General features: G+C 58.8%; 22 protein-coding genes. 16 read left to right on the top strand and 6 right to left on the bottom strand.

The annotated features are described in order from the left end of the window. Nucleotides 1-9: 9 nt before the first annotated feature. From EAO82_RS14455 to EAO82_RS14440, 4 genes are all read right to left on the bottom strand, one after another. Entirely contained in the window at nt 10-777 is a 768-nt protein-coding gene (locus tag EAO82_RS14455) for an SDR family oxidoreductase (protein WP_096347392.1), read from the bottom strand. Nucleotides 778-798: 21 nt separating this feature from the next. Then, nucleotides 799-1,866 carry a phosphotransferase family protein gene (locus EAO82_RS14450; protein ID WP_096347393.1) on the bottom strand — a complete coding sequence of 356 codons (1,068 nt, stop codon included), beginning with the start codon at nt 1,864-1,866 and terminating at the stop codon, nt 799-801. A 648-nt stretch (nt 1,867-2,514) separates the two neighbouring features. Then, a complete protein-coding gene (locus tag EAO82_RS14445; protein ID WP_096347394.1) occupies nt 2,515-2,829 on the bottom strand; it encodes an SCP2 sterol-binding domain-containing protein in 315 nt (104 codons plus the stop codon). Between the two features lie 55 nt (nt 2,830-2,884). Further along, a complete protein-coding gene (locus EAO82_RS14440; protein WP_096347395.1) occupies nt 2,885-3,586 on the bottom strand; it encodes a histidine phosphatase family protein in 702 nt (233 codons plus the stop codon). 205 nt (nt 3,587-3,791) lie between these two features. Between EAO82_RS14440 and sohB the strand changes: the two genes are divergently transcribed. Both sohB and EAO82_RS14430 read left to right on the top strand, forming a co-directional pair. Beyond that, nucleotides 3,792-4,811, top strand: coding sequence for a protease SohB (sohB, locus tag EAO82_RS14435; RefSeq protein WP_096347439.1), 1,020 nt, complete (start codon nt 3,792-3,794; stop codon nt 4,809-4,811). Nucleotides 4,812-4,820: 9 nt separating this feature from the next. Then, on the top strand, nt 4,821-5,807 hold the full coding sequence (locus EAO82_RS14430; protein ID WP_096347396.1) for a YhdH/YhfP family quinone oxidoreductase: 987 nt from the start codon (nt 4,821-4,823) through the stop codon (nt 5,805-5,807). Between the two features lie 57 nt (nt 5,808-5,864). Here the strand turns inward: EAO82_RS14430 and EAO82_RS14425 are convergent, their stop codons facing one another. Both EAO82_RS14425 and gspG read right to left on the bottom strand, forming a co-directional pair. After that, nucleotides 5,865-7,052: a type II secretion system F family protein gene (locus tag EAO82_RS14425; protein ID WP_096347397.1), complete on the bottom strand. Its 1,188-nt coding sequence runs from the start codon at nt 7,050-7,052 to the stop codon at nt 5,865-5,867. Nucleotides 7,053-7,117: 65 nt separating this feature from the next. Beyond that, nucleotides 7,118-7,549, bottom strand: a complete 432-nt coding sequence (gene gspG, locus EAO82_RS14420; RefSeq protein WP_096347398.1) for a type II secretion system major pseudopilin GspG — start codon at nt 7,547-7,549, stop codon at nt 7,118-7,120. Between the two features lie 150 nt (nt 7,550-7,699). Between gspG and EAO82_RS14415 the strand changes: the two genes are divergently transcribed. The 14 genes from EAO82_RS14415 to EAO82_RS14350 all read left to right on the top strand — a co-directional run bounded on the left by EAO82_RS14415 (nt 7,700) and on the right by EAO82_RS14350 (nt 26,468). After that, nucleotides 7,700-8,296, top strand: coding sequence for a lytic transglycosylase domain-containing protein (locus tag EAO82_RS14415; protein ID WP_096347399.1), 597 nt, complete (start codon nt 7,700-7,702; stop codon nt 8,294-8,296). Between the two features lie 360 nt (nt 8,297-8,656). Then, the gene (mnxG, locus tag EAO82_RS14410) at nt 8,657-14,353 is read left to right on the top strand and encodes a manganese-oxidizing multicopper oxidase MnxG (protein WP_096347440.1); all 5,697 of its coding nucleotides are present in this window, start codon (nt 8,657-8,659) and stop codon (nt 14,351-14,353) included. Next, nucleotides 14,337-16,295, top strand: coding sequence for a YncE family protein (locus EAO82_RS14405; RefSeq protein WP_410402946.1), 1,959 nt, complete (start codon nt 14,337-14,339; stop codon nt 16,293-16,295). Before mnxG ends, EAO82_RS14405 begins: the two co-directional genes overlap by 17 nt. Nucleotides 16,296-16,319: 24 nt before the next feature. Next, a complete protein-coding gene (locus EAO82_RS14400) occupies nt 16,320-17,024 on the top strand; it encodes an SCO family protein (protein ID WP_231703212.1) in 705 nt (234 codons plus the stop codon). Then, on the top strand, nt 17,021-17,644 hold the full coding sequence (locus tag EAO82_RS14395) for an SCO family protein (RefSeq protein ID WP_096347400.1): 624 nt from the start codon (nt 17,021-17,023) through the stop codon (nt 17,642-17,644). The genes EAO82_RS14400 and EAO82_RS14395 overlap by 4 nt, the downstream gene beginning before the upstream one ends. Before the next feature lie 3 nt (nt 17,645-17,647). Further along, nucleotides 17,648-19,180: an ABC transporter substrate-binding protein gene (locus tag EAO82_RS14390; protein ID WP_096347401.1), complete on the top strand. Its 1,533-nt coding sequence runs from the start codon at nt 17,648-17,650 to the stop codon at nt 19,178-19,180. Between the two features lie 194 nt (nt 19,181-19,374). Then, nucleotides 19,375-19,965: a response regulator gene (locus EAO82_RS14385; protein WP_410402947.1), complete on the top strand. Its 591-nt coding sequence runs from the start codon at nt 19,375-19,377 to the stop codon at nt 19,963-19,965. A gap of 32 nt (nt 19,966-19,997) precedes the next feature. Further along, nucleotides 19,998-21,701 carry a GspE/PulE family protein gene (locus EAO82_RS14380; protein WP_096347403.1) on the top strand — a complete coding sequence of 568 codons (1,704 nt, stop codon included), beginning with the start codon at nt 19,998-20,000 and terminating at the stop codon, nt 21,699-21,701. Beyond that, nucleotides 21,682-22,503: a hypothetical protein gene (locus tag EAO82_RS14375; protein WP_096347404.1), complete on the top strand. Its 822-nt coding sequence runs from the start codon at nt 21,682-21,684 to the stop codon at nt 22,501-22,503. Before EAO82_RS14380 ends, EAO82_RS14375 begins: the two co-directional genes overlap by 20 nt. A gap of 1 nt (nt 22,504) precedes the next feature. Then, nucleotides 22,505-23,056: a pilus assembly protein gene (locus EAO82_RS14370; protein ID WP_096347405.1), complete on the top strand. Its 552-nt coding sequence runs from the start codon at nt 22,505-22,507 to the stop codon at nt 23,054-23,056. Beyond that, on the top strand, nt 23,043-23,588 hold the full coding sequence (locus EAO82_RS14365; RefSeq protein WP_096347406.1) for a GspMb/PilO family protein: 546 nt from the start codon (nt 23,043-23,045) through the stop codon (nt 23,586-23,588). The genes EAO82_RS14370 and EAO82_RS14365 overlap by 14 nt, the downstream gene beginning before the upstream one ends. Nucleotides 23,589-23,644: 56 nt before the next feature. Next, complete coding sequence (locus EAO82_RS14360) at nt 23,645-24,136, top strand: hypothetical protein (protein WP_096347407.1); 492 nt, start codon at nt 23,645-23,647, stop codon at nt 24,134-24,136. Next, complete coding sequence (locus EAO82_RS14355) at nt 24,133-25,992, top strand: secretin N-terminal domain-containing protein (protein WP_096347408.1); 1,860 nt, start codon at nt 24,133-24,135, stop codon at nt 25,990-25,992. Before EAO82_RS14360 ends, EAO82_RS14355 begins: the two co-directional genes overlap by 4 nt. After that, nucleotides 25,989-26,468 carry a type II secretion system protein gene (locus tag EAO82_RS14350; RefSeq protein WP_096347409.1) on the top strand — a complete coding sequence of 160 codons (480 nt, stop codon included), beginning with the start codon at nt 25,989-25,991 and terminating at the stop codon, nt 26,466-26,468. The genes EAO82_RS14355 and EAO82_RS14350 overlap by 4 nt, the downstream gene beginning before the upstream one ends. Nucleotides 26,469-26,470 lie beyond the last annotated feature (2 nt).

Genomic DNA, 26,470 nt, shown 5'->3' with positions numbered 1-26,470 from the left:
AGCGATTTCTCAGGCGAGCATGCCGCCATCAACGTTGATAGCTGCACCAGTGGTGTAGCTGGACGCATCACTGACCAGATACAAAACGGTACCGGCCATTTCGCTTGGATCCGCTGCGCGGCGCAGCGGAATGCGCTGCAGAGCCATCTTCAGAATCGAATCATTGGTGGTCAGTGCCGAGGCAAACTTGGTGTCGGTCAGACCTGGCAGCAGGGCGTTGCAGCGGATGCCGAACTGCGCACACTCCTTGGCAAACACCTTGGTCATATTGATCACTGCAGCTTTGGTGATCGAGTAGATGCCCTGCATGTCTCCAGGCACCATGCCGTTGACGGACGCTACGTTCAGAATCGCGCCGCCGCCGTTCTCACGCATCAATTTGCCGGCTTCAACTGACATGAAGAAGTAGCCGCGGATATTCACGTCTACCGTCTTCTGGAACGCGGTCAGATCGGTATCCAGCACGTTGCCGAAGTAGGGGTTGGTAGCTGCGTTATTGACCAGGATATCCAGCTTGCCAAACTGGCTGCGGATGGTCTCGACGGTGGCAGTAATCTGCGCCATCTCGCCAATATGGCAGGCCATGGCGGTGGCTTTGCCGCCAGCGGCGACAATCGCGTCAGCCACTTCCTGGCAGCCTTCAATTTTGCGGCTGGTCACAATCACGTGGGCGCCTTGTTGGGCCAGCAGTTTGGCGATGGATTCGCCGATACCACGGCTGGCGCCGGTCACCAGGGCAACTTTACCGTCCAGATCAAACAATTGAGTCTTTTGCATGGGTGTGTCCTCTTCTTAAGCTTATAGGGTGGATTTGTTGATGACCGAGAGGCTCAACTGTTCCAGCAACTTGTTCATATGGATAAAGTTGCCGAAGCGCTTATCCTGGGTCTGGCCGTGATAGAAACGGTAGTAGATCTGCTGCACGATGCCAGCCAGACGGAACAAGCCATAGGTGTAGTAATAATCCAGATTGGGAATCTCGATGCCGGCTTTCTCTGCGTAATAATCCGCAAATTCCTGCCGCGTCAGCATGCCCGGTGCGTGGCTGGGCTGGCGACGGATGGCCTGCATCGGTTGTGGGTCATCTGCCTGAATCCAGTAGGCGAGGGTGTTGCCCAGATCCATCAGCGGGTCGCCGATGGTGGTCATTTCCCAATCCAGTACGCCGATGATTTCCATCGGGTTTTCGGGGTCAAGAATGACGTTGTCGAAGCGATAGTCGTTATGTACCAGGCCGGGCTTGTGATGATCGGCAGGCATTTTGTCACGCAGCCAGGCCATCACCGGTTCCCAGTCAGGAGCGTCAGGCGTGGCGGCTTTCTGATAACGATCAATCCAGCCTTCGATCTGACGCTTTACATAGCCTTCAGGCTTGCCCATATCTGCCAGGCCGCAGGCGGTGTAGTCCAGGTTGTGCAACTCTACGAACTTGTCGATAAAGCTTTTGCACAGCTCGCGGGTCTTGGCTTCGTCCAGTCCGAGCTCTTCGGGAATCTCGGAACGCAAAATGATGCCTTTGACGCGCTCCATTACGTAGAACTCGCAACCGAGCACAGACTCGTCAGTGCAGTGTGCGTAGACCTTGGGGCAATAGGGGAAGCCCTGACCCAGCTGCTTCTGAATGCGGTATTCACGACCCATGTCGTGGGCCGATTTGGCTTTTTTGCCAAAGGGCGGCCGCCGCAGTACGAATTCCTGGTTGGAATACGCAACTAGATAGGTGAGGTTGGATGCGCCACCGGGGAACTGGGTGATGGTGGGCTGGCCTTCGAGCCCGGGAATCTGGCTCTTGAGGTACTGGTCAACGGCTTGTACATCCAGTTCTTCGCCTTCGCGGATCTGGGTAGCCTGGTCTGTAGCGCTCATGGCTTTCCTTATAATGGGGGGCGTGGACAATCAGCTAATCTAATCCAGTGAGGCGGTGCGAACAAGCTCAAACGCTTGTTTGAAAGGGCTTATCAGGGTTCGTGTTGGTGTGGGATTGGCTCGGGCTATTTTGGAGTAAGAGTAATGTCGAGCGGAAAGCGAATCCGCTTTTGATCTTCTCTAGTTCACGCAAATGACCGTGATCATCGCAGGGCGGTGGAGCTAAGCCGACCGTCGATGGCATGGATGCCATCGCCGAGCTAGAGGGGTGAGGCAAGCGTTGGCGAAGCATGCTTCGCGCGCAGCTGAACGCCAAGTGATCTATGATCGCTGGCTGGGCCCGCTTGCGGGGACTTGCGCGTGTCGGCGTGAACCATCGGCCTGTGATGATCAAAAGCGGATACAAAACAATCGGTTTTATGATCGGGGCGTAAACCGCATCCCAGCTTGACAGGATTCCGAAAGACGCCGTGAATACGTCCCTGTAGGCTTGGATAAAACATCCCTGTTTTATACACTTTCTCCACCCTGCCAAGCTGGAATGCTCCTCAAGCTTTTTGCGTGACTTGGATATTGCTGTCCCAAAACCAATAAACCAGACATAAAAAACCGGAGCACTTGGCTCCGGTTTTTTTATACAGCAATGACTCAGGCGGGAAAGAGTTCGCCGAGTTTCAGAGCCAGCATCATGTCGCCTTCGGCGCGCAGTTTGCCTGCCATGAACGCTTGCATGCCATCAGTTTCGCCGGTCATGACGCCTTCCAGAGTGGCTTTGTCCATGATCAGGGTAACGTTAGGAGTAGCAGCGTCGCCCTGAGCGATGGCGCAAGTGCCATCCTTGATGGTGACGTTGAAGTTGTTGTCGTCTTCGATGTTAAACTGGAAAACCAGATCCAGGCCGGCGGCTGCGGCTGGGTTGAACTTGGATTCCATTGTGCTGGTGATTTCTGCAACGCTGGTCATAGGTGTGTCCTTGATTTCTGGTTTTGCTGGAGCAACGTCACATGCCGTTGCCGTTTTATCTGTAAGTAATGCAATCCGGCTGTTGGTGCAGATCAAGATGAGCCTGGTTGTTGAATGACGCCAGGCTGAGCTTGTTTTTACCATACTGAAGACGGCTTACAGAGGTGTTCACGATCTGCCAGTTCAGCTCGAAAGCGCTGGTCGCAGGCATTTGCGTGATGAGTTGCAGGGCAGCGGTAATAGCGCCGCCCGAAGTAAAGATCGCGATATTCTGGCCGCGTGGGGCATCTTCCAACACACGGGCCAAACCGCCTTTCACCCGATCAACAAAGGCAGACCAGGGCTCACAGCCGCTGACTTCCTTGGTCTCGGTGATCCACAGAGTGATGACCTGGCTGAAAATCTTCTGGAATTCCTTGCGGTACTGCCCGGCGTTCTGCACGTAGTGCATTGCATCCGGTTCGGCTTCCGCTACTTTCGGCAGGTAGGTTTGCATCACGGTGTCAGCGGCGTACTCATTAAAAGCCGGCTCGCATAAAATCTGCTGGTCAGAGCCCGGCATTTGCGCCAGTGCATATTTGCCGGTATCGATCTGCCGATCCATTTCGCCCGCGTAGCTGCGGTCAAAGGTCAGACCGGTGCGATGGTAGTGTTCGCCGAGAATCTTAGACTGCTCGATACCCATCGGCGAGAGCACATCGTAGTTCTCTGCGCCTAGTGAAGCCTGGCCGTGCCGAATCAGATAGATACTGCCCACAAGGTGATCCCATTTTTTTAAAGGTAAACGTCTAAGACAAGGTGCCTGACACTGAATGCTGAGGGTATTGGCGTCTCATGCCCCTGTCAATAAAAAACCATACGCTTGTTTGAATTTGGCCGCGGGCGAGTTTGTCCCAGTCTGGGGCTGTTCCTGTATGCTTGAGGGCAATTATCAATCTCTGTTTTTTGTCTGGAGTGCGCTTGTGGAATGGCTTGCTGAGTACGCTATGTTTTTGGCCAAGGCCGCTACCTTTGTGGTGGCGCTGCTTCTGGTAGTCGCAATGGTGTCTGCGCTCAAGGAGCGCAAGGGCCGTGCGGTGGGCACGCTGAGCGTCACGCGCCTGAATGATCAACTGGATCGCATGACCGACAAGTTAAGCGAGACCATTCTCGGTAAAGCCGCGCTCAAGGTTCGGCATAAAGAGCGCAATGCGCAATTGAAAGCGCGTGGCAAGTCCACGGATACGCCCAAGCGTGTTTACGTGCTGAATTTTCATGGCGATATCAAAGCCAGCGCGCTGGAAAATTTGCGTCATGAAGTTACCGCGATTCTGGAAGTGGCCACCGCCAAGGACGAAATAGTCGTCAAGCTGGAAAGTGGCGGCGGCATGGTGCATGCCTACGGTCTGGCAGCGTCACAATTAACCCGTATCCGCGAGGCCGGCGTGCCGTTGACCATCTGTGTGGACAAGGTCGCGGCCAGTGGCGGTTACATGATGGCCTGTATTGCCGATAAGGTCCTGGCCGCGCCGTTCGCGATGCTTGGTTCCATTGGCGTAGTCGCGCAGATCCCCAACTTCAACAAAGTGTTGAAGAAGCATGACGTGGATTACGAGATGCTTACCGCCGGCGAGTACAAGCGCACGCTGACGCTGTTTGGCGAGAACACCGAGAAGGGCCGTGAGAAGTTTCAGGAGGACCTGGAAAACATTCATCGCCTGTTCAAGGCCTTTGTTGCCCAGTACCGCCCCAAGTTGGATGTGGCGGCCGTGGCTACTGGTGAGGTCTGGTTTGGCGCTGAGGCACTGGACAATGCGCTGGCTGACGAGATCAGCACCAGCGACCAGTACATTAGTCGCATGATCCACGAAGCAGACGTATTTGAAGTGCATTATGTTACCCGCAAAAAGTTGCAAGAGAAGCTCTCGGGCAGTGTCTCGACCGCGCTCGACAATCTGCTGCTGACCTGGCTTTCGCGCTTTCACAATCAGCGATTCTGGTAGGAGATCCAAATGACGGAATTCAAGGCTCTGGTCGTCAGCGAACAAGACGGCCGCTATGTCTCCAATGTTACGACCCGGCAGATCGACGACCTGCCGGAAGGTGAAGTGCTGATTCGCGTCAAGTACTCATCGCTGAACTTCAAGGACGCCTTGTCCGCCTCCGGCAACAAGGGCGTAACGCGTAACTTCCCGCATACCCCGGGCATCGATGCTGCGGGTGTGGTGGAGTCTTCCTCGGTGCCGGAATTGTCGGCAGGGGATGAGGTGATCGTCACCGGTTACGATCTGGGCATGAGTACGTCCGGCGGCTATGGCCAATACATTCGTGTACCCGCAGCCTGGGTTCTCAAGCGTCCGGAAGGTTTGGGCCTGCGTGACAGTATGGTGCTTGGCACCGCGGGCCTGACAGCCGCGCTGTGTATCGACAAGCTTGAACAAGCCGGCATGATCCCGGGGCAGGGTCCCATTCTGGTCACTGGCGCTACCGGCGGTGTTGGCAGTATTGCCGTCGCCATGCTCGCCAGCCTGGGTTACGAAGTGGCCGCGGCTACCGGCAAAGCCACCCAGGCGGACTTTCTCAAAGGTCTGGGCGCGACTCGGATCGTCGAGCGCAGTGAACTGGAAGCGGGCAAGGAAAAACCCATGCTCAAAGAGCAATGGGCCGGAGCCGTGGATACGGTCGGCGGCGATATTCTGTTCAATGTGGTCAAGTCGCTAAAGTACGGTGCCAGCGTCGTGACTTGCGGCCTGACAGCCGGTACCCAGTTTCAGGGCAGCGTTTTGCCGTTCATCTTGCGCAACGTCAACCTGCTGGGTGTCGACTCGGTCGAGCAGCCGTTGGTGGTCAAGGCCTCGATGTGGGATCGGCTGTCGCTGCAATGGAAAACCGATCTGCATAACCTGGAAAAAGAAATCGCACTCGATGATCTGCCTGCCGAAATCGAAAAGATACTGGCTGGCAAGATGGTTGGCCGGATCGTGGTCAGGCTGGATTGAGCACAGGCATCAACGATACAGCCACGAGCCTGCGTGAGCGGGTCGTGGTTGGTCGGCCTATTGAATGCTTGAGGCCAGTTCGAAGATCGGTATGTACATGAGGATGACGATTCCGCCGATGAGCAACCCGATAAAGGTCATCAGCAAAGGCTCGAATAGCTTGATGAACCAATCTATCCAGCGGTTGGTTTCGGCGTCGTAAAAATTGGCGGTTTTTTCCATCATTTCGCCTACATTCCCTGATTGCTCTCCCGCACGCAGCATACGAATCGATATAGGTGTGGATAGCTGATATTCCTCAAGAACGCGTGAAAGCGATTGCCCCTCGCGGATCCGATCGCGAGCTTGTTGTAATCGTAGTTGCGCGGTAAGACTCAGTAGTCCTTTGACCATCTCCATCGCAGTCAGCAGCGGAATGCCGCCCTGCAGAAGAATGCCCAGCGAACGATAGAACCGGGCCATTTCATAAATAAATAGCCGTTGATTGATGATCGGCAAGCTGGCCAGCAGGCGGTGGAGCATTCGTTTGCTGACCGGCTGTTTGAACCCGGCCACTATTATGCAGACGGCTATCAGCACTCCGAGCAAGAGCGCGGTGTAGTGCTCGTTCAACCATTGGCCTGATGCCAGCAACACCTGCGACAACCACGGCAGCTGACCTTCCATGCCGTCGAACACCAGGCTGAACCTGGGCACCACGTAGCCCAGCAGAAACAGCATGACCAGCCCGCCCACCGCCAGCAACAGAACCGGGTAAACCGAGGCGCTGATGATCTTCTGGCGTACCTCTTCAAGCCGGTACCGATAGCTGACGTAACGTTCCAGCGCGGCGGCGCTATCGCCGGTTTTTTCGCTGGATTGCAATAACGCCAGGTACAGCGGTGGAAAGATCCACGGAAACTGACCCAGCGCCTGGGACAGGGATTTGCCTTCGTACAGCAGCCGGATAATGCTCGACAGAACCTTGGCTGACTGCGGATCGGACTCTTTCTCCGCCAGGCTTTCCAGCGCATCGATCAGTGCCAGCCCGGCGCGCAGCAGCGTCGCCAGTTCCTGGCTGAACAACATCAAGGGGAAGCGTTCCTTGCGCCAGCTGCCAGCCATCCAGCGGGACACCGGCTGTACACCCAGCACCCGATAACCTTGTTCGCGCGCGAGATCTTCCGCTTCTTTCGCCGTAGGCGTGAAGAAGTTCAGGGTGACGATACCCTTGGGCTGCTGGATGGCCTTGATCCGGTAGTGCATTGCTGCGTCCTTGGTTTATGTAGGGGTGTTGTCAGCCGCGGCTAACGACAGGGGGGCTCAGCAGTTCACCAACTGACGATCTCCACGTTTTCACCTTCGCCCCCGGGGCGCCCATCCTTGCCCCATGAAAGCAGGTCGTATTCATCATGCTCACCGGGCGAGCGGTAAACGTATTCGCGGCCCCATGGATCCAGTGGCACACCCTTGCGCAGGTAGGGGCCGCCCCAGCTGACCGAATCGCCGGGCGGTTCTACCAGCGCCTGTAAACCTTGCTCCCCGGTCGGGTAATTGCCCATCTCCAGGCGATAGATGTCCAGGGCCTTCACCAAGGTTTCGATCTGGGCATGGGCAATCTTGGTTTCCGAACGCCCGAGTTGCTTGAAATACTTGGGCCCTACGATGCCCGCCAGCATCCCCAGTACCACCAGCACCACCAACAGCTCGAGCAAAGTGAAGCCGCGATTTTTGTTCTCGGCGTCTAGAGAGTGGGAAGTCATCACTGTTCCTCCTGAAAGTTGCGCATGAGCTGTCCATGCAAAAGTTATGCAAGTTTTGCGCGGCTGACTGCTCAGGCGAGGGCAGAGCAACACGGGCATGTGCTTTGCAGGGAAGACCCGCGTCCCGGAGAACAAATAAGGAAATAAAACATGCGTCCGATGCTGATACTGGTGCTGTCGTTAATTGTGCTCCCGGCGTACGCCCAGCAGGCGGCCGGCTTCTACACATCGGTATCAGCGACGGGCACCATTATCCTGACCAACGTGCGCTCCGGCCCGGGGTTTTCACCGGTAAAACTGACAGAACCGACGCCGGTCACCAGGCCCTCTGGATCGCCACAGCCACAGGCCTACACCGCACTGGTCAGCGAGGCGGCCAACCTGCACGACGTGCCGGAGGCCTTGCTGCATGCGGTTATCCAGGTTGAGTCCGGCTATAACGCGCTGGCCCTGTCACCCCGTGGAGCGGTTGGTTTGATGCAATTGATGCCGGCGACCGCGGTCGAGATGGGCGTCGAAGATATATGGGATCCGGCTGCCAATATCAGTGGCGGTGCCCGCTATCTGAAGAGCCTGATGACATTGTTTGAAGGCGACATTGAGCTGGCGCTGGCGGCTTACAATGCCGGTCCTGGCGCAGTACAGCAACACGGGCGGACGGTTCCACCCTTCGCAGAAACGCAGAAATATGTTCCCCGGGTGTTGCGTCACTATCGGCATCTTCAGGCGGCTCATCAAGCCAAATGAAGCAGGATTACCCCACCATTGTCGGGTAAGTTTCCCCAGGCCTGGGGGAGTGTTTGACCATTTCTCAAGCTGCAAAATCCGCTGACCAGCTCCTTACCAATAGACACACCGCCACACCTGGAATTGCTGGGTGAATGGGTGGGCAATTTCCGGGGGATTACCCAGTTTGATTTGCCCGCCTTACGCAGGTCACTGATATATATCTGGATTTTTTTTGGCATAGCAATTGCTCTCGGTTCTGGTGACGCATTTTGGGCATCCCGACTGGAGGTCGCCGCCATGAGCCAGAACCTGCACCATTTATTCAGTTCCATTCCAAGGTCGGGGCTACGCAGTCTGCTATGCGTGTCGCTTGTGGCCATGAGCCTGGCAGTGCCGGACCGCGAGGTGCAGGCGGCTATTCAATGCCAGCGCCACCTGGTCGCCAAAGTCGTCGCATTCGACCAGCCGCTGATGTTCAACCGACTTGGCGCGCAGAATATCAATGGGATGATGTTTGCCCTGCGCTCAGATGTGGTCGACGAAAACCAGGTGTTGCTGTCAGAGGGCGGCCAAGCCCTCCCGGGGCGCGTACTGCTGCGCCCGGACAAGCGTCCGCGGCCGTTGATATTGCGTGTGGCAGAAGGCGACTGCATTACCGTGCAGCTGCAGAACCTGTTGGCGGAACAGGCTAACCCGCGCAAGGGCGAAGGGCACCCAGCCCTGCAGATTGATGACCAGGTGACAGATCGTCATGTCGGGTTCAAGGTGAATGGACTGCAGGCGGTCAACTCGATTGATGACATCGCCACCAATTCGGGCGAGAACGACAATACCCTGCTGGCCCCCGGCGCCAGCCGAAACTATGTGCTCTACGCCGAGCGTGAGGGCGCGTTTCTGGCGACCAGCTATGGCGCAACCTTTGGTGGCGAAGGCACGGCTGGGAATATGACCAACGGCCTGTTCGGTCAGGTGATAGTACTGCCCAAAGGTGCCAGAAGTTATCGCAACACGGTTACCGAAGAAGAGATGCGCCTGGCCTCCACTGGTCGGACCCCGGCTGGCCAGCCGATCATTGACTATGAAGCACGTTTCCCCCAAAGCGAACCCTGGATCGCCGAAGGTAAGGCCGGCAAACCCATTCTCAATATGGTCGATGGCAGCGAGATTATCGTCAGCTCTACTGATGCCATAGTGTTGGGCCCTAATGCCGATGGCAGTTTTCCGCCTGCGACTTATCCGCTGGAAAGGATTGGCAAACGCAACCCGTCGCTGCCTAACCGGCTTGAGCCGTTCCGCGACTTTGCCTCTGCCTGGCATGATGAGACCGCCGCTGCCCAGGCCTTTCCAGGCTATTGGAACGATCCGGTGTTCGGTCACGTGCTGCAACCCACCCGCGATTCCTTCATGATCAACTACGGCTCGGCCGGTATTGGTTCTGAGATTATCGCTAACCGGCTTGGCGTAGGGCCCATGCATGATTGCTTGTCCTGCGCATATGAGGAATTCTTTCTGTCCTCGCACGTTGTAGGTGACGCCGCCATGCTGGTCGATGTGCCAGCCAACGTCGGGCTGGAGGATATCGTCCCGGGGCAAACACCCGACCCGGAAGATATTGGCGTCAAGGCGACCATGGCGCTTTTCCCCAGCGACCCCTCCAACGTCAACCACAGTTACATTGGCGATTTCGTCAAGTTCCGTAACACCCATGCGGGGCACGAACAGCACATTTTCCACCTGCACGGTCATCAGTGGTTATTCAACCCCAATGACGACAACTCCGATTACATTGACGCTCAGGGTATCGGCCCGGGCGCGGGATTCACCTATGAAATCGCTTTAGGCGGATCCGGCAATCGCAATCGGGTAGCCGGCGACGCCATCTACCACTGCCATTTCTACCCCCATTTTGCTCAGGGAATGTGGGCCCTGTGGCGGGTGCATGATGTTTTCGAGCAAGGCAGTCGTCTAGCGGTTTCGGAGGAGGGTGAAGATGGTTTCCATGAGGAACCGTTCGCCTTGCGTAGCGGCATGCCAGCAGAGGGCGCGCGCGCCTTGCCGGACGGCGAGATCGTCGCCGGCACGCCGATTCCTGCGGTGGTGCCGCTGCCCGGCAAGCCACTCCCACCCATGCCGGGCAAGGTCAGTGTGGTGCCCCGGTTTGCCCAGGGTGAGTTGCTGGCGGAAGGGGATCACGAGGAGGGTGAATCCACTGAAACCGGCGAACCGCTTGGCTCTTTGGCTCTGGTGGACCGCAGCGAAGCCAACTACAACCCGGACGGCACCCTGATAAACCCCGGCTATCCCTTCTGGATCGGCGGGATTGAACACACTGTAGGGCAACGCCCGCCAACCCCGCCGCTGGATATGCTTGATCCGTTGGCAGCTCAGGCACTGAAGGACAGCGGCAATGCATTGTGGCAAGCGCTTGAGCCCACCCAGGTGGACGGATGGGACGGTGGCCTGCCGCGGCATGCACTGGACGGCTGGTCTGCGGGTGGCGAGGCGGATGTAACCACCAGTGCGGTGGACTTTTCCAAGCGTATCAGTCGCGCCCGGCCAATCTGGTTTCCGGAACAGGGTAATGACGTAGAACAAGCCGCGATGAGTTATCACGCGCGCAAGGAACACCCCAGCTTCAAGGTAATGCCCAATGGCACGGTGCAGTCGGCCAGTTTCCGCACCAACGGTGCGTTGCCGATGGCCGGGGCACCCTTTTTCGAGCCCTGCATGGATGACCAGCAAAAACTTTTGACCAGCGCGGCGGGTGTAGGGCGTTTCTTCAGTGGTGAAAAAACCAACGGTATGTCTTTCACCGGCTCGTCCCCCTATACCGCTGACCGTCCGCGCATTTACAAGGGTGCCAACATCCAGTTTGACGCGGTCTTTAACAAGGTTGGTTACCACTATCCTCAGGCACGCATCCTCACGCTCTGGGAAGATGCCTGGCCGGTGATCAACAAGCAGCAGCCACCCGAGCCGCTGGTGATGCGCCTGAATAGTTTTGACTGTGCCATGTACCACCAGACCAATCTCATACCGGCTTACTATGAGCTTGACGACTATCAGGTGCGCACTCCCAGCGACGTAGTTGGCCAGCACATCCACTTGCCGAAATGGGATCTGACTGCGGCCGACGGCGCCTCGAATGGCTGGAACTATGAGGATGGCATACTTGCCCCCGTTGCAGTGACCGAGCGTATCGAAGCTATTCGGGAATACAACGAGTGCGCCGTAGGCGATGCGCGCGACGGCACCCAGGATTGTCCGCTAGCCAAGGTCCATCCATATTTTGGCCAGTTCAGCCGGCCGGATTGGCTCGGAGCGCGCACTGGCATGCAACGCTGGTTCGTTGATCCGGTGGTCAATTCCCATGGCATCGATCGCGGCCTGGGCAATATTTTCACCCACGATCATTTGGCCCCGTCCACCCACCAGCAGCTTGGCCTGTACGCTACTGTGCTGGTTGAACCGGCAGGCTCGACCTGGTACCACGCGGAAACCGGCGAACCGATGTATACCCGTGAGGATGGTGGGCCGACCTCCTGGCAAGCCGTGATTGCCGCTGGCGATGAAAATGCCGATGGTAAAAACGACAGCTTCAGGGAGTTCTTCCTGGCCTATAGCGATTTCCAGCATGCCTATGAAGCCGGGGTTTATGTGGGCGCAGGGCCTGACGGCAGGCCCGATCCGGGTGCGTTTCCGGCTACCACCGACAGTTTCCGCTATGCTATCAACCCGCCCGAACGCAAGAGCGCCAACGCGTTGCTGGAGTCGGTCATTGAAGTGGCTGGAGGTGAAAAGCTCGGCTGCCCGATACGCCCATGCCCTCAGGCCATTTCCGCCGATGACCCGGGTATGTTTGTGGTGAACTACCGCAACGAACCGGTGGGGTTGCGCATCTTTGACCCGCAACGGATTGCTCCGGATGGCAAACCAGGCATGCAGGCAGAGGGTTTGGCGGGGGATCTGGCGTTCGCTTTGCAGACCCGCACAGACCGGGCAATTGCGGCACTGAATCTGACTCCCGATGCGCTGCTCAGTGCCGTCGGGCCCACCGGCGCTACCACCAGTTTCCCGCCGCATATCAATGCTGGCGGTGGTGAGCCTGGAGACGCGTTCACGCCCATGCTGCGTACCTACACAGGTGACAACGTCAGGCTGCGGATCATTGCTGGCGGGCATGAAGAGGAGCACAACGTCACGCTGCACGGGGTCAAATGGCTTCAGGGTGGCAGCGGCATAGTCACCAGCGCCAACTCGGGCTGGCGCGGATCGCAGATGATCGGTATTTCCGAGCAGCTCGGCTTTACCGCGCCGGTGCACATGTTCTCCGGCAGGGCGTCTGAGACAGCGGACTACTTGTACGCTATGGACGCGTCCATGGAAGGGTACTGGAGCGGCATCTGGGGCGTGATGCGCAATTATTCAGCCAGCCGCGATGACCTGATGCCGGTGCCAAACAACAGCATCCCGGTGGCCCCGCGCAATACTGTCTCCTACGGTGGCGTGTGCCCAAGATTCAGCCCCAACCCTAATGGAATTGGCTCGCGCAGCACCGTCCAGCGTCGTTTCGAGGTAGTCGCGGTGCTGGCCAACGATGTGTTGGGTAACAGTCTCGGGCTGAGCATTGACGACCCGGACGGCGCCGGCTCGCATGTCGGCGGCGCGCTCAACCCCGATGGCGGAACGCTGGTGATGAACCCGCGGGCCACTGCCATTCCACAGGTCACCATAGTGGACCCGGAAGATGGCGAAACCGTCACCCTCGGCGGTGAGTCCGGGCCGCTGCATGACCCTACCGCGATTCTCTACGTGCGCAAAAGCGACCTGGATCCGGTCACCGGCAAGCTGAAGCCCGGCGTGCCAGTGGAACCGCTGATGCTGCGCGCCGCGGCGGGCGACTGCGTTACCGTCGCACTGGAGAACCGTCTGCCACTGGTCATGCCCGACCTGCCGAACTTCGCCATCATGCAGGGTGTAGCCAAGCGCGACCGGCAGGGCAATCAGGGTTCGACCACCTTCAACAACAACCTGATGCGCCCCTCCAGCCACGTCGGCATGCATGCGCAACTGATGGCATACGACGTGACTCAATCCGACGGCATGAATGTCGGCATGAATCCGGTGCAAACCGTGGCACCCAGTACTGTGCCTGGCGAGTACCCGACGCGCGAGTATCAATACTACGCCGGGCATCTGCAGCGCGAAGGCAGGCCGCTGGTACGGCTCGGCCGTAGCGTTGACAACATCATTGCCACACCAATCGAGTTTGGCGGGCTGAATCTGATGCCGGCCGACATGATCAAGCAGCCACAGAAGGGCCTGGTAGGGGCGATGACTATTGTGCCCATGGGCGCCACCTGGGAGGAGAACCCGACCATGCGCGCCACCGCCACGGTCACTGCGCCGAACAAGCCAGCCTACAAGGACTTCTCGCTGATCTGGCAGAAGGGCTTGAACATGCGCTGGGCCAGTGGCCGGCCGGTGGAAAACGTCGCAATAGAAGGCATTGGTGTACCGAATGATCCCAAGGACAATTCCGGCATGGCGGTGAATTATCGCACCGAGCCGCTGTGGTATCGCTTCGCCAAGGCGCCGGATGCGCCGTTCGGCCGCGCTGATGGCCAGGGCTGGGGTGACGTACCCAATGCGCACATGGCGTACAGCAATGCGTTGGTTGGCTCCGATCCGGTCACCCCGATTCTGCGGGTCAAACCCAATGAAGCCTTCCGGATCAATCTGACCATGCCGTCCGGCGGTAGTCGTGGTTCGACCTTCCAGTTGGCTGGACATCTGTGGCCGGTAGATCCGTTCATCTCGGAAAAAACTGACTCCCAGGGCTACCCGCTGAAGGATCCGGGTGTAGGGGCAGTACGCTTTGGCTACAACCCGCTGAGCCGCTACGCCGCCGCGCAGGAAAGCGTACTGCCGGCAGCACATTTCAGCTTCATGTTACCCAGCGCTGGCGGTGGCAATGGCATCAAGGGCGACTATCTATACCGCGATTATGCCGCCTTCGGTAACGCCTCAGGCTTATGGGGATTGCTGCGGGTAACGGATGATGAAGATGAGTAATCGCACAGCCCTCAGCCGGATGCTGTCACTGGGGCTGGCGGCGCTGCTGTCGATGACCTGCCAGGCATCTCAGGCGGCGGCTAGTGCGGCGGATAAGCCGCCGCACCAGAGCCTGGAGCGGGATGGGGTGATCATCGATTTTGAAGTGCGGCCTGGCGGTGGCGCAACCGATCAGCTGCCGATTGCCGGCCAGTATGCGGATATTCGCTTCCGGGTCACCGACAGCGCCGCAGGCCAACCGCTGAGCGGATTGAACCCGGGTGCCTGGCTGGATCAGTTGCATACGGAGTCCGGGCTGGATAGTCAGCAACTGGACTGCAAAAAGCGCATCGGGCTGTATCTGAAGGGATCTATTGGCATCAGGCCTCTGGTGGATCTCAATAGCTATTACCTGATGATTCTGAACAAGGATCCGAGCATCACCGTCATCGATCCTTCGATTTCCGTCGGGGGCGTGACCAGCACGCTGACGCGCATTTTACTCAAGAGCGCGCCGATGGACTGGGTACTGAGCGCAGACGAAAAACGTCTGTTCGTCTCCTTGCCTGATGCCGACGAGGTGGCGGTGATCGATACCGACAGTTTCACCCTGGCCAGCAATATCCCCGCGGGTGCCGATCCGATGCGCATGGCCATGCAGCCTGATGGTCGCTATCTGTGGGTCGGCAATGATGCTGCCGACCCGGCCAAGGGGGGCGTAACCGTTATCGATAGCGAGAGTTTGCAAGTTGTCGCCAGCATCGCCACCGGTAGCGGCCACCACGAAATGGCCTTCAGCCCTGACTCGCGCTATGCCTTTATCAGCAATCGCACGAGCGGCAGCTTGAGCATCATTGATGTAGCTGACTTGCGCAAGATCAAGGATATGCCGGTCGGCGCGCATCCGCTGGACGTCGCCTATTCGGAGCTGTCTGGCGCTGTGTATGTGGTCGATGGTCAAGCGGGCGAGGTGACGGTAATTGATGGGCAGAGCCACAACGTCCGCAGCGTGATCAAGGGCAGGCCGGGCTTGGGGCCGATGGGTTTCAGTGGGGACGGGCGCTGGGGCATGGTGCTGAATACCCTGAACAGCCAGGTGCTGGTAATCGATGCGGCGGATGCCAAGGTGCTGCATCGCATTGATGTGACGGCTCAGCCTTATCAGCTGGAATTTACGCCGGCCTACGCCTACATACGCGGCCTGGGCAGCAGCAAAGTCACCATGATCAACCTCTCATCGATCGCCGCGGAGTCCAAGCCCATCGTGCAGGGATTTGATGCGGGCAGGGCGGCACCGGGCCTGGCGGGAGAGCTGCCGATGGCTCAGAGTTTGGCGACCTCGGTTGATCAGGGCTCGGTGTTCGTCGTCAACCCGGCCGACAATACCACCTATTTCTACAACGAAGGCATGAACGCACCGATGTCCGGTTACCCCAACCGCGGTCATACCGCCCGTGCGGTTTCGGTGCTCAACCGCACGCTGCGCGAGGTTGAGCCAGGTATTTACCAGAGCCGCGTGCGGTTGCCGGCCTCCGGTCACTTTGATGTGGCCTTTATGCTCAATCAGCCGGAACTCACGCATTGCTTCGCCATGCAAGTACAGAGCAATCCGGAACTGGATCGGCTGAACGCCAAGCCCAAGGTGACCTTACTCGCGGATCAGGCTCGGGTTAGCCCGGATAGATACCGGCCGGTGCGCTTTCAGGTGTCGCGCGGGCCCGATAATGCGCCGCACCCGGGGATAGAAGATCTGCGCGTACGCTATTTTATGGCGCCCTCATCCAGGCCCCACGAAGTCGCGGCAACGGAGATCAGCGCCGGGCTCTATGAGGCGATGCTGGAGCTGCCGGATCCGGGTGCGTATTACCTGCACGTTGGTTCCAGCTCACTGGGAATGGCATTCGGCGACCAGCCATACACCAGCGTGCGGCGCACGGCCGCGACGCTGAAACAAGCTCAATGATGAGACGTTTGTCAGGAGGTAGTAATGCAATCAATACAGGGACGATCAAACACCGCTGTCATGCTGATGGGCTTGTTGCTCACGTTCGGTACCGGCACAGCCTCGGCGCACGCTGAGCACGAGCATGCTCAGAACGCCCATGCAAGCGGTGCCCATGCCGGCCATGCCCCGGCCAAAGGGCATGTCGAGGCAGAGCCGCGTATCACCTTTGCCGACCAGCCGCTGACCGATCAACATGGCCGTAGCGTCAATCTGCAAAAGGACCTGGTTTCCGGGCGCATTGTGGTCATCAGTTTCATGTATACCCAGTGCACAACGGTTTGCCCGGTGGTCTCGTCGATCATGGCCAAGGTCCAGGACCAACTGGGTGAGCGCGCTGGTGACGGGGTGAGTCTGGTATCCATCACCATCGATCCGCTACGCGACACACCAGAGCGTCTGCGTGAATATGCCGAGTTGCACAAAGCCGGGCCTGGTTGGTCATGGTTGACCGGATCGGTACCCGCCATCACTGCGACCCTGAAAAGCCTGCGTAGCTGGTCACCGGATCTGGAGTCGCACCAGCCGGTCTTTCTGGTGGGCAATGACGCCACCGGCGAATGGTCGCGCTTCTACGGGTTTACCGATCCAGCGGCCATCGTTGCCCGAGTCGACAGCTTGCAACCGGGGCATGCCGGGACGCACCCGGCTGAACTGCGCGCAATCGATTCCCAGAAGGTGGCGCTATGAAACGTCAACGGGCGCTGCTGTGGAGTCTGGCGCTGCTGCTGTGCTTGCCGGCGCTGGCGCATGACGGGGTGGAACATGCCGCGGAATCGGCACCATCCACGCAACCGGTGGCCGCTGATCTGAACCGTGACGCCCAAGCGTATTTCACCGATACGCTATTGCTCAATCAGCATGGTCAGGAGGTGCGTTTTTATTCCGATGTGCTGGCCGGCAAGGTGGTGTTGCTGAATGTGGTGTTCACCCAATGCAAGGATGCCTGCCCGTTGATCAGCCGCAAGCTGCAGGAGGTACGCGAGCAATTGGGCGAGCAGTCAGAGCGGATCCACTTCGTGTCGTTGAGCAGTGATCCGGTCAACGACTCCCCGCAGGCACTCAGCGCTTTCATGAAAAAACAACGCCTGGATGAGCGCCAATGGACCTTTCTGACCGGCGACCCGGCAGCGATGGAGGCAGTGTTGAAGCGGCTGGGCCAGTTCTCCGACTCGCCGGAGGGCCACTCAACCTTGCTGATCGCGGGCGACGTAGCCAACAAGCGCTGGAGCAAGATAAGGCCCGATGCGCCTGTGCAGGCCGTGGCCCAGCGCCTGCAACTGCTGGCCATGCCGATCGAGACGGAGTAAACCTTGTTCCGCGCTGCAGTGGTGATCGCATGCCTGCTTCTCTGCAGTTCCTTCGCCTGCGCGCTGCCACTGAGCCCGGAGGAGCGGGCAGGCAAACAGATCTATCTGACCGGTGTCGGCCAGGGCCCAATTCAGGCCCGGATTGGCATTGGCGATATGCTTTTGCCAGGAACGTCGCTGCCCTGCGTCAATTGTCATGGCCGCGATGGGCGTGGGCGGCCCGAAGGTGCGGTGGTGCCACCGGACATCACCTGGCAGCGGCTGACCAAACCCTACAGGCAGCGGCTCGAGAACGGCCGTGACTATCCGCCTTATACCGAAACCAGCCTGTTGCACGCGTTCACCCGCGGGCTGGATCCCGGCGACAATCAACTGGCCGCGGCGATGCCGCGCTACAGTCTTTCCAGAACTGATGCGAACAACCTGATTGCCTATATTCGCCGGCTGGAAGATGACCACGACCCGGGGCTGGAAGATAACCTGCTGCGCATTGGCACCTTGCTACCCGCTGACGGCCCGCTGGCGGGGCCGGGGCGAATGGTCAGCGGACTGCTGCAGCAACTGGTAGAGCAGTTGAATAACCGCGGCGGAATCCATGGCAGGCAGCTGGAGCTGGTGGTCCGAGATCCCGGCCCGGATCGCTCTACATCCATACAGGCGTTGCAGCGGTTGGTTCAAGAGGATCAAGTGTTTCTGATACTCGCGCCAATGGCCCCGGCGTTAACTGATGGCCTGGAGGAGTTTGCCGCGTCGCTGGCGGTGCCCGTCATAGGCTCGCTGATTTCGCCGGCCGATCATGCGCATCCAAAGTGGGTGTTCCAGGCCTTGCCGGGATTGCGTGAACAGATGTTGGCACTCGCCAGCTACGCCAACAGCATCCCCGATCAATCGGCTCAGCGGGCGCTGGTGGTGCATGCCGTCGATCCGGGTCAGCAACGCCTTGCCGATCTGCTGGCCGGACGGCTGCGTGACCTGGGTTGGCAAGATGTGCAAACCCGGAGCCCGCCGGAGGCCGAGCAGACGGCTGCTGCTGGGCAGATCGGTACGGTCTTTTTTATCGGCAGCGGCAGCGAGCTGGTGGATTTTGCCGAGACAAGTCTGCAGGCAGATCCGCCACCATTGCTGCTGGCATCGTCTGACCAGGTTGGCGCAGACGTATTACGACTGCCGCAGCGGCTCAGTGATCGGGTGGTGCTGGCCTACGCCTTTTTACCCAGCGACTGGACGGCGCCGGCGTTGTCCCTGCTGCAATCGGCTGTGCCCGAATCAATGGGCGGGGAGCGGTATCTGGCGCTGCAGGTCAACAGCTATGTGTCGACCATGCTGCTGTTCGAGGGGCTTAAACGCATCGGCCGCGACGCCAGCCGTGAAGCCCTGGTTGTCAGCCTGGAGAACCTGCATAACTTTCAGACCGGGCTGGCCCCTGCCATGAGTTTCGGCCCCGGTCGCAGAACCGGCGCGCTCGGCGCTCACATGGTCAGGGTAGATCTACGTCAGCAACGTTTTCAGCCACTCGGCCGCTACGTTAATCCCTGACTCGCGACACCAGCCAGGCCCTACCCACCCAATAGTGGGGAAATCCACCTGTTCCCCAATCGTATTTCCCCAATCCTGCTTTTTTTGTCCCGGTTTAATCTTTAATTATCAATATAAATCATATCCTTATAAAAGATTCCGGATTTCTTGCGGCTGGCATGAAGCATGCCTAGGTTTAATCAGGAGCAGGCTCCTTGGCGGCTAAAACGGTCATTTTGTTAAGGAGATTTCAGTTGCTCAAAAAGGTTCTGTTAGTCGAGGACGAAATGCTGCTGGCGGAAAACCTCAAGCTGTATTTGGAGAAACTGCCGTGCGAAGTCCATCTGGCAGCGGACGGAATTTCCGGAATACAGCTGGCCCGCACGCTATTGCCTGAAGTCATCGTACTCGACTACAGACTGCCGGACATGGAAGGGTTTCAGGTTCTCGATACGCTGGAAATGCATTGGCAGGGAGGTTGCATTTTGATCACAGGTCACCCCTCAAGCCAGGTACTGGAAAGCGCGAAGCGCCGCAGAATCTCGCACATCATGTTCAAACCCTTTCCGCTTGAGGAGCTGCGACGGCTGGTCAGTGGTTTGCTGGAAACGCCTGCCGTGCAGAAGAACAAGCCCATGGCAATCATTGAGGAAAGACGCAGGGAACGTATCAATGTCTTTCCGTTGAGAATGTATGACGGTAGCTGGGTGATGGCCAACCGCCGCCAGCCATTATTAAGCCTTGCCCTCAAAGATGGGTTGGTGAACGAAAAGTCAGCCGACGATGGCGCTGGAGAGGCGCAATAAACCCACTACCGAACAGCAACAAGGAGCGCGTGATGGATAGTCAGGTCAATGCGGTTCTGGTGACTGCCACGGCTTTACCTGCCCAGCGACTCGATGCGCAACTGCTGAGGTCTGCCCATGCCTGTTCGCTGGTCAATGCCAGCAGGGTGCTTGAAGAGGCTGAGGAACTGTCTGGACTCAGTTCTGCCGAATTCGTCCAGCGGCTCGGCGCCACCTTTTGCTATCCGGTGCTGGATCGCAGCAGCCTGCTCGACGCTGTTCCCGACTTCAGTCAGTTGTCGCTGGCGCAGTCGTTGAAGCGTGAATTCATCATGGTCCAGCACGGCGAGATCAGCATCGGGGTGTTCGCCGATCCGTTCGATGCTGCGCGCCTGGCCTGGATCGATCAATGTCTGGCCGGCGCGCCGTTATATCTGGTGCATGCCCTCGACCTGGCGGACTATCTGGCGCGACTCGAAGATGGATTCCAGGCTGTTCAAGGATTGGGCGAAGGCGTTGCGATAGTGGCGGACGAGTCTCTGGAGATTCTCTCGCTGACGCGCATCAGCGAGGACTCCAGCGTGGTGGTCAAGCTGGTTAACTCGACGCTTTACGATGCGCTGAAGTTGCACGCCAGTGATATTCATCTGGGCATGACTGCCAACGGCCTGGGCATCAAATACCGTATCGACGGGGTGCTCAACAGCGTGACCTGTGCTCAGGGGATGCAGATTGCCGAGCAGGTTATCTCGCGGATCAAGATCATGGCCGAGCTGGATATTGGTGAGCGCCGCGTGCCCCAGGACGGTCGCTTCAAGGTCGGTATCAGCGGTCGTCAGATTGACTTCAGGGTCTCGGTGATGCCGAGCATTTTTGGCGAAGATGCGGTCCTGCGGATTCTCGACAAACAGGATCTCGCCGACCAGAGCAACGGCGTCTGCCTGGAGTCGCTGGGGTTTGCCGACGAGAGTCTCGTGCAGTTGCGACGCCTGGCGGCTGACCCCTACGGGATGGTGCTGGTAACCGGCCCGACAGGCAGCGGCAAGACCACCACCCTGTACGCGATGATCAGCGAAATCAACAACGGCCGCGACAAGATCATCACCATTGAGGATCCGGTCGAATACCAGCTTCCCGGCGTGCTGCAGATTCCCGTGAACGAAAAAAAGGGGCTGACCTTCGCCCGAGGGCTGCGTTCGATTCTGCGGCATGATCCGGACAAGATCATGGTTGGGGAAATCCGTGACCCCGAGACCGCACAGATTGCCGTGCAGTCGGCACTGACCGGCCATCTGGTATTCACCACCATCCACGCCAACAACGTGTTCGATGTGATTGGCCGCTTCATTCAGATGGAGGTCGACCCCTACAGTTTCGTTTCTGCCCTCAACGCGGTACTGGCACAGCGGCTACTGCGCCTAGTTTGCCCTGACTGCGCGGTGGCGGTTGAGTACTCCGAATCCGAGCTCCTGCTCTCCGGTATCGCGCCCGAGCAGCGCGGCACCTTCAGCCTGATGCAAGGGCAGGGCTGCAGTCGCTGCCGGGGTACCGGTTACCGCGGCCGTACCGCCATCGCTGAGCTGCTGCGGCTCGACGATGACTTGCGCCAGATGATTGTGGAAAGGCAGCCGCTCAAGCGGATCAAGGAACTGGCGTGCCAGCGCGGACTGCGCCTGCTGCGCAGTTCGGCACTGGAGCTGGTTCGCACTGGACAGACTTCGCTGGAGGAGATCAATCGTGTCACTTTCGTCGCTTGAACAACGCGTGATAATCCTCGGCAGAACCCAGGTCGGCCTATTTCGCCTGGGTGCGAATGGGCCGCAGGAGATCCAACGCGTGGTGACCCCTGCGGACGCCACGCCGACGAGCGTGTTGATCGCTCTGGCCGAGCTGTTGCGGCAGAACGCAGCGGCCCGCTGTCGGCTGCAGGTATTGATCTCCAGCCATCTGGTGCGCTTTATGCTGGTGCCCTGGCGTGAGGAAATCGCCTCGCCGCGCGAGTTGCTGTCCTTTGCGCAGTTCTGCTTTGAACAGGTCTATGTTGAAGAGCCGCACAACTGGTCGTTCAGTGTGTCGCCAGAGGCAAAAGGCCGATCTCGTATTGCCGCAGCCACGTCCGCAGAGCTCATTAGCGGGCTGCAGGAGCTAAGCAAGGAAACCGGGTGCCGGCTGCTTGGCGTGCAGCCGTATCTGGCCACAGTGTTCAATCGCTTTTGCCGCAATCTGGCGGACCAGTCTTTTCTGTTCATTGCAGTGGAGCAGGGCCGCGTGGGCGTGCTGCGCGCGCGTGATGGGCAATGGCAGAGCGTGCATACCCTGGCCTGCGCCGATACCGACAACGCACTAGCCGAACTCATAGCGCGTGAGCAGCAACTGCTTGAACTGCGGGACGAGGCGGTTCAGGCGGTGTACGTGCACGGTAGTGCAGCCAGCCTCCCGAAGCAAACCTCGGCAGGTAACGGCTGTACGCTGCACAGGCTGGGTCAGGAGGGTCAGCAGGTGGACCAGCAGGCCGAGCCTGTCGATCCAATGTTGCTGATGGCCCGGGCGGTGCATTGACATGCGCATCCTGGAACTTGATTTCGCACCCCCGCGCACAGCGAGCGCCAGAGGTTGGGTACTGCTCAGCCTGGGGCTGGTATCGGTCCTCGCCTGCGGGCTGGCGCAGCAAGTGATCAGCAGTCAACAAGCCGAGCGGGCGGGGGCCGTAGTGCAAGTGGGTGCAGCGGGTCTCGCCGCAGAGCAACAGGCGCCAGCGCCTTCTCGGACGCCTGAAGAGTTGCGAAGCAGCCGCGCTATTCTCGCTGAGATTCGCTCCGTGTCGGATCAGGTAAACCGTCCCTGGGAGCTTCTGTTCGTTAACCTGGAAACCTTGCCGCTTGAAAATGTCGCGCTGCTGTCGCTGATTACGGACGGGCGCAACCGGCAACTGCGCATCCAGGCCGAAGCACGCGATCTGGGGTCCATGCTGGCTTTTCATCAGGAGCTTGAGCGCAGCCAGGAATTGAGTGACGTTTACCTGATCAATCATGAGGTCATGGCGCAAACGGACGGTGAGCCGGTGCGCTTCAATCTGTTGGTCACCTGGAGCGGCAGCCATGCACCTCTCTAGATTGATCCTGCTTGAACAGGCCCAGCGGCTCGGCTGGCCAGGGCTTCTGGGTGCCAGCTTGATGTTGATGGCGGCATTCTACGCCGGGCTGATCCTGGCGCCCGCCAGCGCTGAGCTGCTCCGGCCGGTTGATCTGTCCGCCAATACTGGCGTACTGGACCCAACCCAGCCGGCTTCTGCTTACTCGGAATCAGATGGCGGCAAGAACGAGGTCGACGCCTTCCGCCAGGGGCTCCCCGGGCAAATGGACGCTACCACTACCATCAATCGCATCTACGCCCTGGCGAGCTCGGAAGGCATCACCCTGGCACGGGGCGAATATTCAATGGGGATCGATGCCAGAACCCGTCTGGCGCGATATCAGATGACGCTGCCGGTAGGCGGCAGTTATCCCCAGCTACGTCGTTTCATTCATTCGGTCATGGAAGAAATACCGGCCCTGGCGCTTGAGGATATTGATCTTCGGCGTCTGGACATCGGCACAACACACCTTGAAGGGCGAATCCGCCTGACTCTGTATCTATCGAGGTAGCCATGGAAAAGAAGCGGTCTCTCATATGGTTGGGATTTTTGGCTGGAGCGACCACGTTGGCACTCATTCCAGAGCTGTTCTGGGACGACGAGCAACTGGTGCAGCCCGCGGCCGACTATGCCCCTGAACTGCCCGATGTTGCAGCGGTTCAGGCGATCCTGCAGGAAGAGCAGGGGACGCCACCTGCCGCTCGCCTGCCCGCAGAGCAGCAGGTCATACCGCGCGCTGATCTGTTTCCGGCACACAGCTGGTATGTAGCACCGCCAGTGCCGGACATTCCGCCGCCGGCTGCTCCACGGGTGATGGCACCGGTATTGCCCGCCGCGCCACCGGTGCCTTTCCAGTTCGTCGGTACGCTGAGAGACAACGAGCAACTGCATATAGTGCTTCAACGCAACCAGACCATTCATGTGGTCAGCGTTGGCGATGTGATTGATGAAACCTACCGCGTCGAGGGCCTCCGCGGGCGCGAAGTAATACTGGTTTACCTGCCCCTGGACCTGAACCAGTCGGTGCTGGTCGGTAGCACCGCGGGAAGCGCGTTATGAAGCCCGCAGATTATCGTCCCGCGCTGCATGTGCAGGCGTTGTTGCTGGCGTTGGCGTTGGCAGCCCTGGGCGGTTGCGCGAACGACCTGAGCCAGGGAATCTCGCTGATCGACGAAGGTTCCTATGAAGCGGGCCTGGCGCAGCTGGAGGCAGCCGCTGCCAAGGACCCACGTGACCCGTCGGTACAAATTGCGCTGGCCACCCAGAAGGCACGGGTTATCACCATGTTGCTGACTCAGGCTGACAATGCCCTGACCCTGGGTGATCAGGTGGCCGCGTATGCGATCTTTCAACGCGTGCTACGCCTGGAATCGACTAACACCCGGGCCCAGCAGGGCATGCGCAAGATCGAGCAGATGCAGTACATCGCCGATTTTCTGCGCCAGGGCCAGGCGGCTCTGCGCCGTGGGGACCTGGTCGGCGCGGAAACGCAGGTCAGGGCGATTCTCGAACTGGACCCATTGCATCCAGGGGCGCGCAAATTGCGCGATGACGTGGGCCAGATACGCGCCCGCACGGACACCATGGACCCGCAGCTACGCGGCCGGCTGCAGCGCCTGGTGACCCTGGAGTTTCGCGACGCGAACCTGGGTATCATTTTTGAAGTGCTGTCGCAGACCGCCGGCCTGAATTTCATCCTCGACAAGGATATTCGTCCGGATCTGAAAGCCACCATCTTCGTACGCGATGTCAGCATTGCTGACGCGGTGGAATTGATCACCCAGCAAAACCAGCTGCATCAGCGCATCATCAACGACAACACCATCATCATTTATCCGGACTCGCCGCAGAAGCTCAAGGAGTATCAGGAGCTGGTCATGCGCAGTTTTTATCTGACCAATATTGGCGCCGATGCGGCGCTGAACATGATCAAGACCCTGCTGAAAACCCGTGACATCTTTGTCGACGAGCGTCTCAATACCCTCACCATGCGCGATACCCCGGACGTGGTGCGCATGGTTGAAAAGCTGCTGTTTTCACAGGATCAGCCGGATCCAGAAGTGGTTCTGGAAATCGAGATCATGGAAGTCTCACAGCAGCGGATACTCGATCTTGGCCTGCAGTGGCCGAACACCTTCGGCGTGGTCAATGCCGAAGGCGGCGCGATAACCGTGCTCGATCAACTGCGCGGGATCGATTCAGGGCGCATCACCCTCAGCCCTTCGCCGCAACTGCGCATCAACGAGCAGGACAACGACATCAACACCCTGGCCAGCCCGGTCATCCGGGTGCGCAACAAGGAGCAGGCGAGAATTCATATCGGCCAGCGCGTGCCGATCATCAGCGCAACCTCGGTACCTTCGACGCAGGGGCCGGTGATTACCGAAAGCATTACCTATCTGGATGTGGGTCTGAAACTCGAGGTGCAGCCGACCATTTATCTCAACGATGTGGTGGGTATTCAGATCGCCCTGGAAGTCAGCAATGCCACGCCCCTGGAGGCTACCCGCCAGGGGACCATTCCGGTGCAGGTCGATACCCGCAATGCGGTCACCACCTTGAGCCTGAAAAACGGCGAGACGCAGTTGCTCGCAGGTCTGGTGCGTAACGATCACGGCGTCACCGGTAACCAGATTCCGGGGATCGGTGACGTGCCTGGGCTGGGCCGCTTGTTCGGCAGCAGGAAAGACACCATCGGCAAATCCGAGCTGGTGCTATCCATCACTCCGCGCATAGTGCGCAACCTGCCGTACCAGAGCCCTGGCGATATGGAGTTTGCCACCGGCACTGAGAGCCACATGCGTTCACGGCCTGTGACCTTGAACGAGGAACAGCCACGCGCGCCTGTTGAACCCCTTGAGTTGCCTGATCCGGTGGATCTGGCGCCAGCGGTGAGCGAGGCCCGGCCATTATGAACACGGCAGCGCGTCGCTCGGGTTTCACCCTGATAGAGCTGGTTATCAGCATGGCGATATTGGCGTTGTTGGCCAGCATGGCATTGCCGCTGACCGAGACGCTGGTCCGGCGCAGCAAGGAGCAGGAACTGAAAACCTCGTTGTATCAGATACGCGATGCGATTGATCGGTACAAGATGCTGGCCGACGCCGGCTTCCTGGAAAACAGCGCCGGTACCTCGGGTTATCCGCCGTCATTGGAATTGCTCGTTGATGGCGTGCGGGACCTGCGTAGCATCAAGGGCGAAAAGGTGTATTTCCTCAGGCGCATCCCCCGTGACCCCTTCGCCGATGCAAAAATTCCCGCAGTCGATACCTGGGGCAAGCGCAGTTACGCGAGTTCGGCGGAAGATCCGCGCGAGGGCGAAGACGTTTTTGATGTGTATTCATTGATGCGTGGCGATGGCCTGAACGGCATCGCTTACCGGGATTGGTGAAA

Source organism: Halopseudomonas pelagia, assembly GCF_009497895.1.
GTDB classification, from domain to species: domain Bacteria; phylum Pseudomonadota; class Gammaproteobacteria; order Pseudomonadales; family Pseudomonadaceae; genus Halopseudomonas; species Halopseudomonas pelagia_A.
The sequence above is the reverse complement of the archived record's forward strand: the minus strand, read 5'-3'. Positions and strand labels throughout refer to the sequence as shown.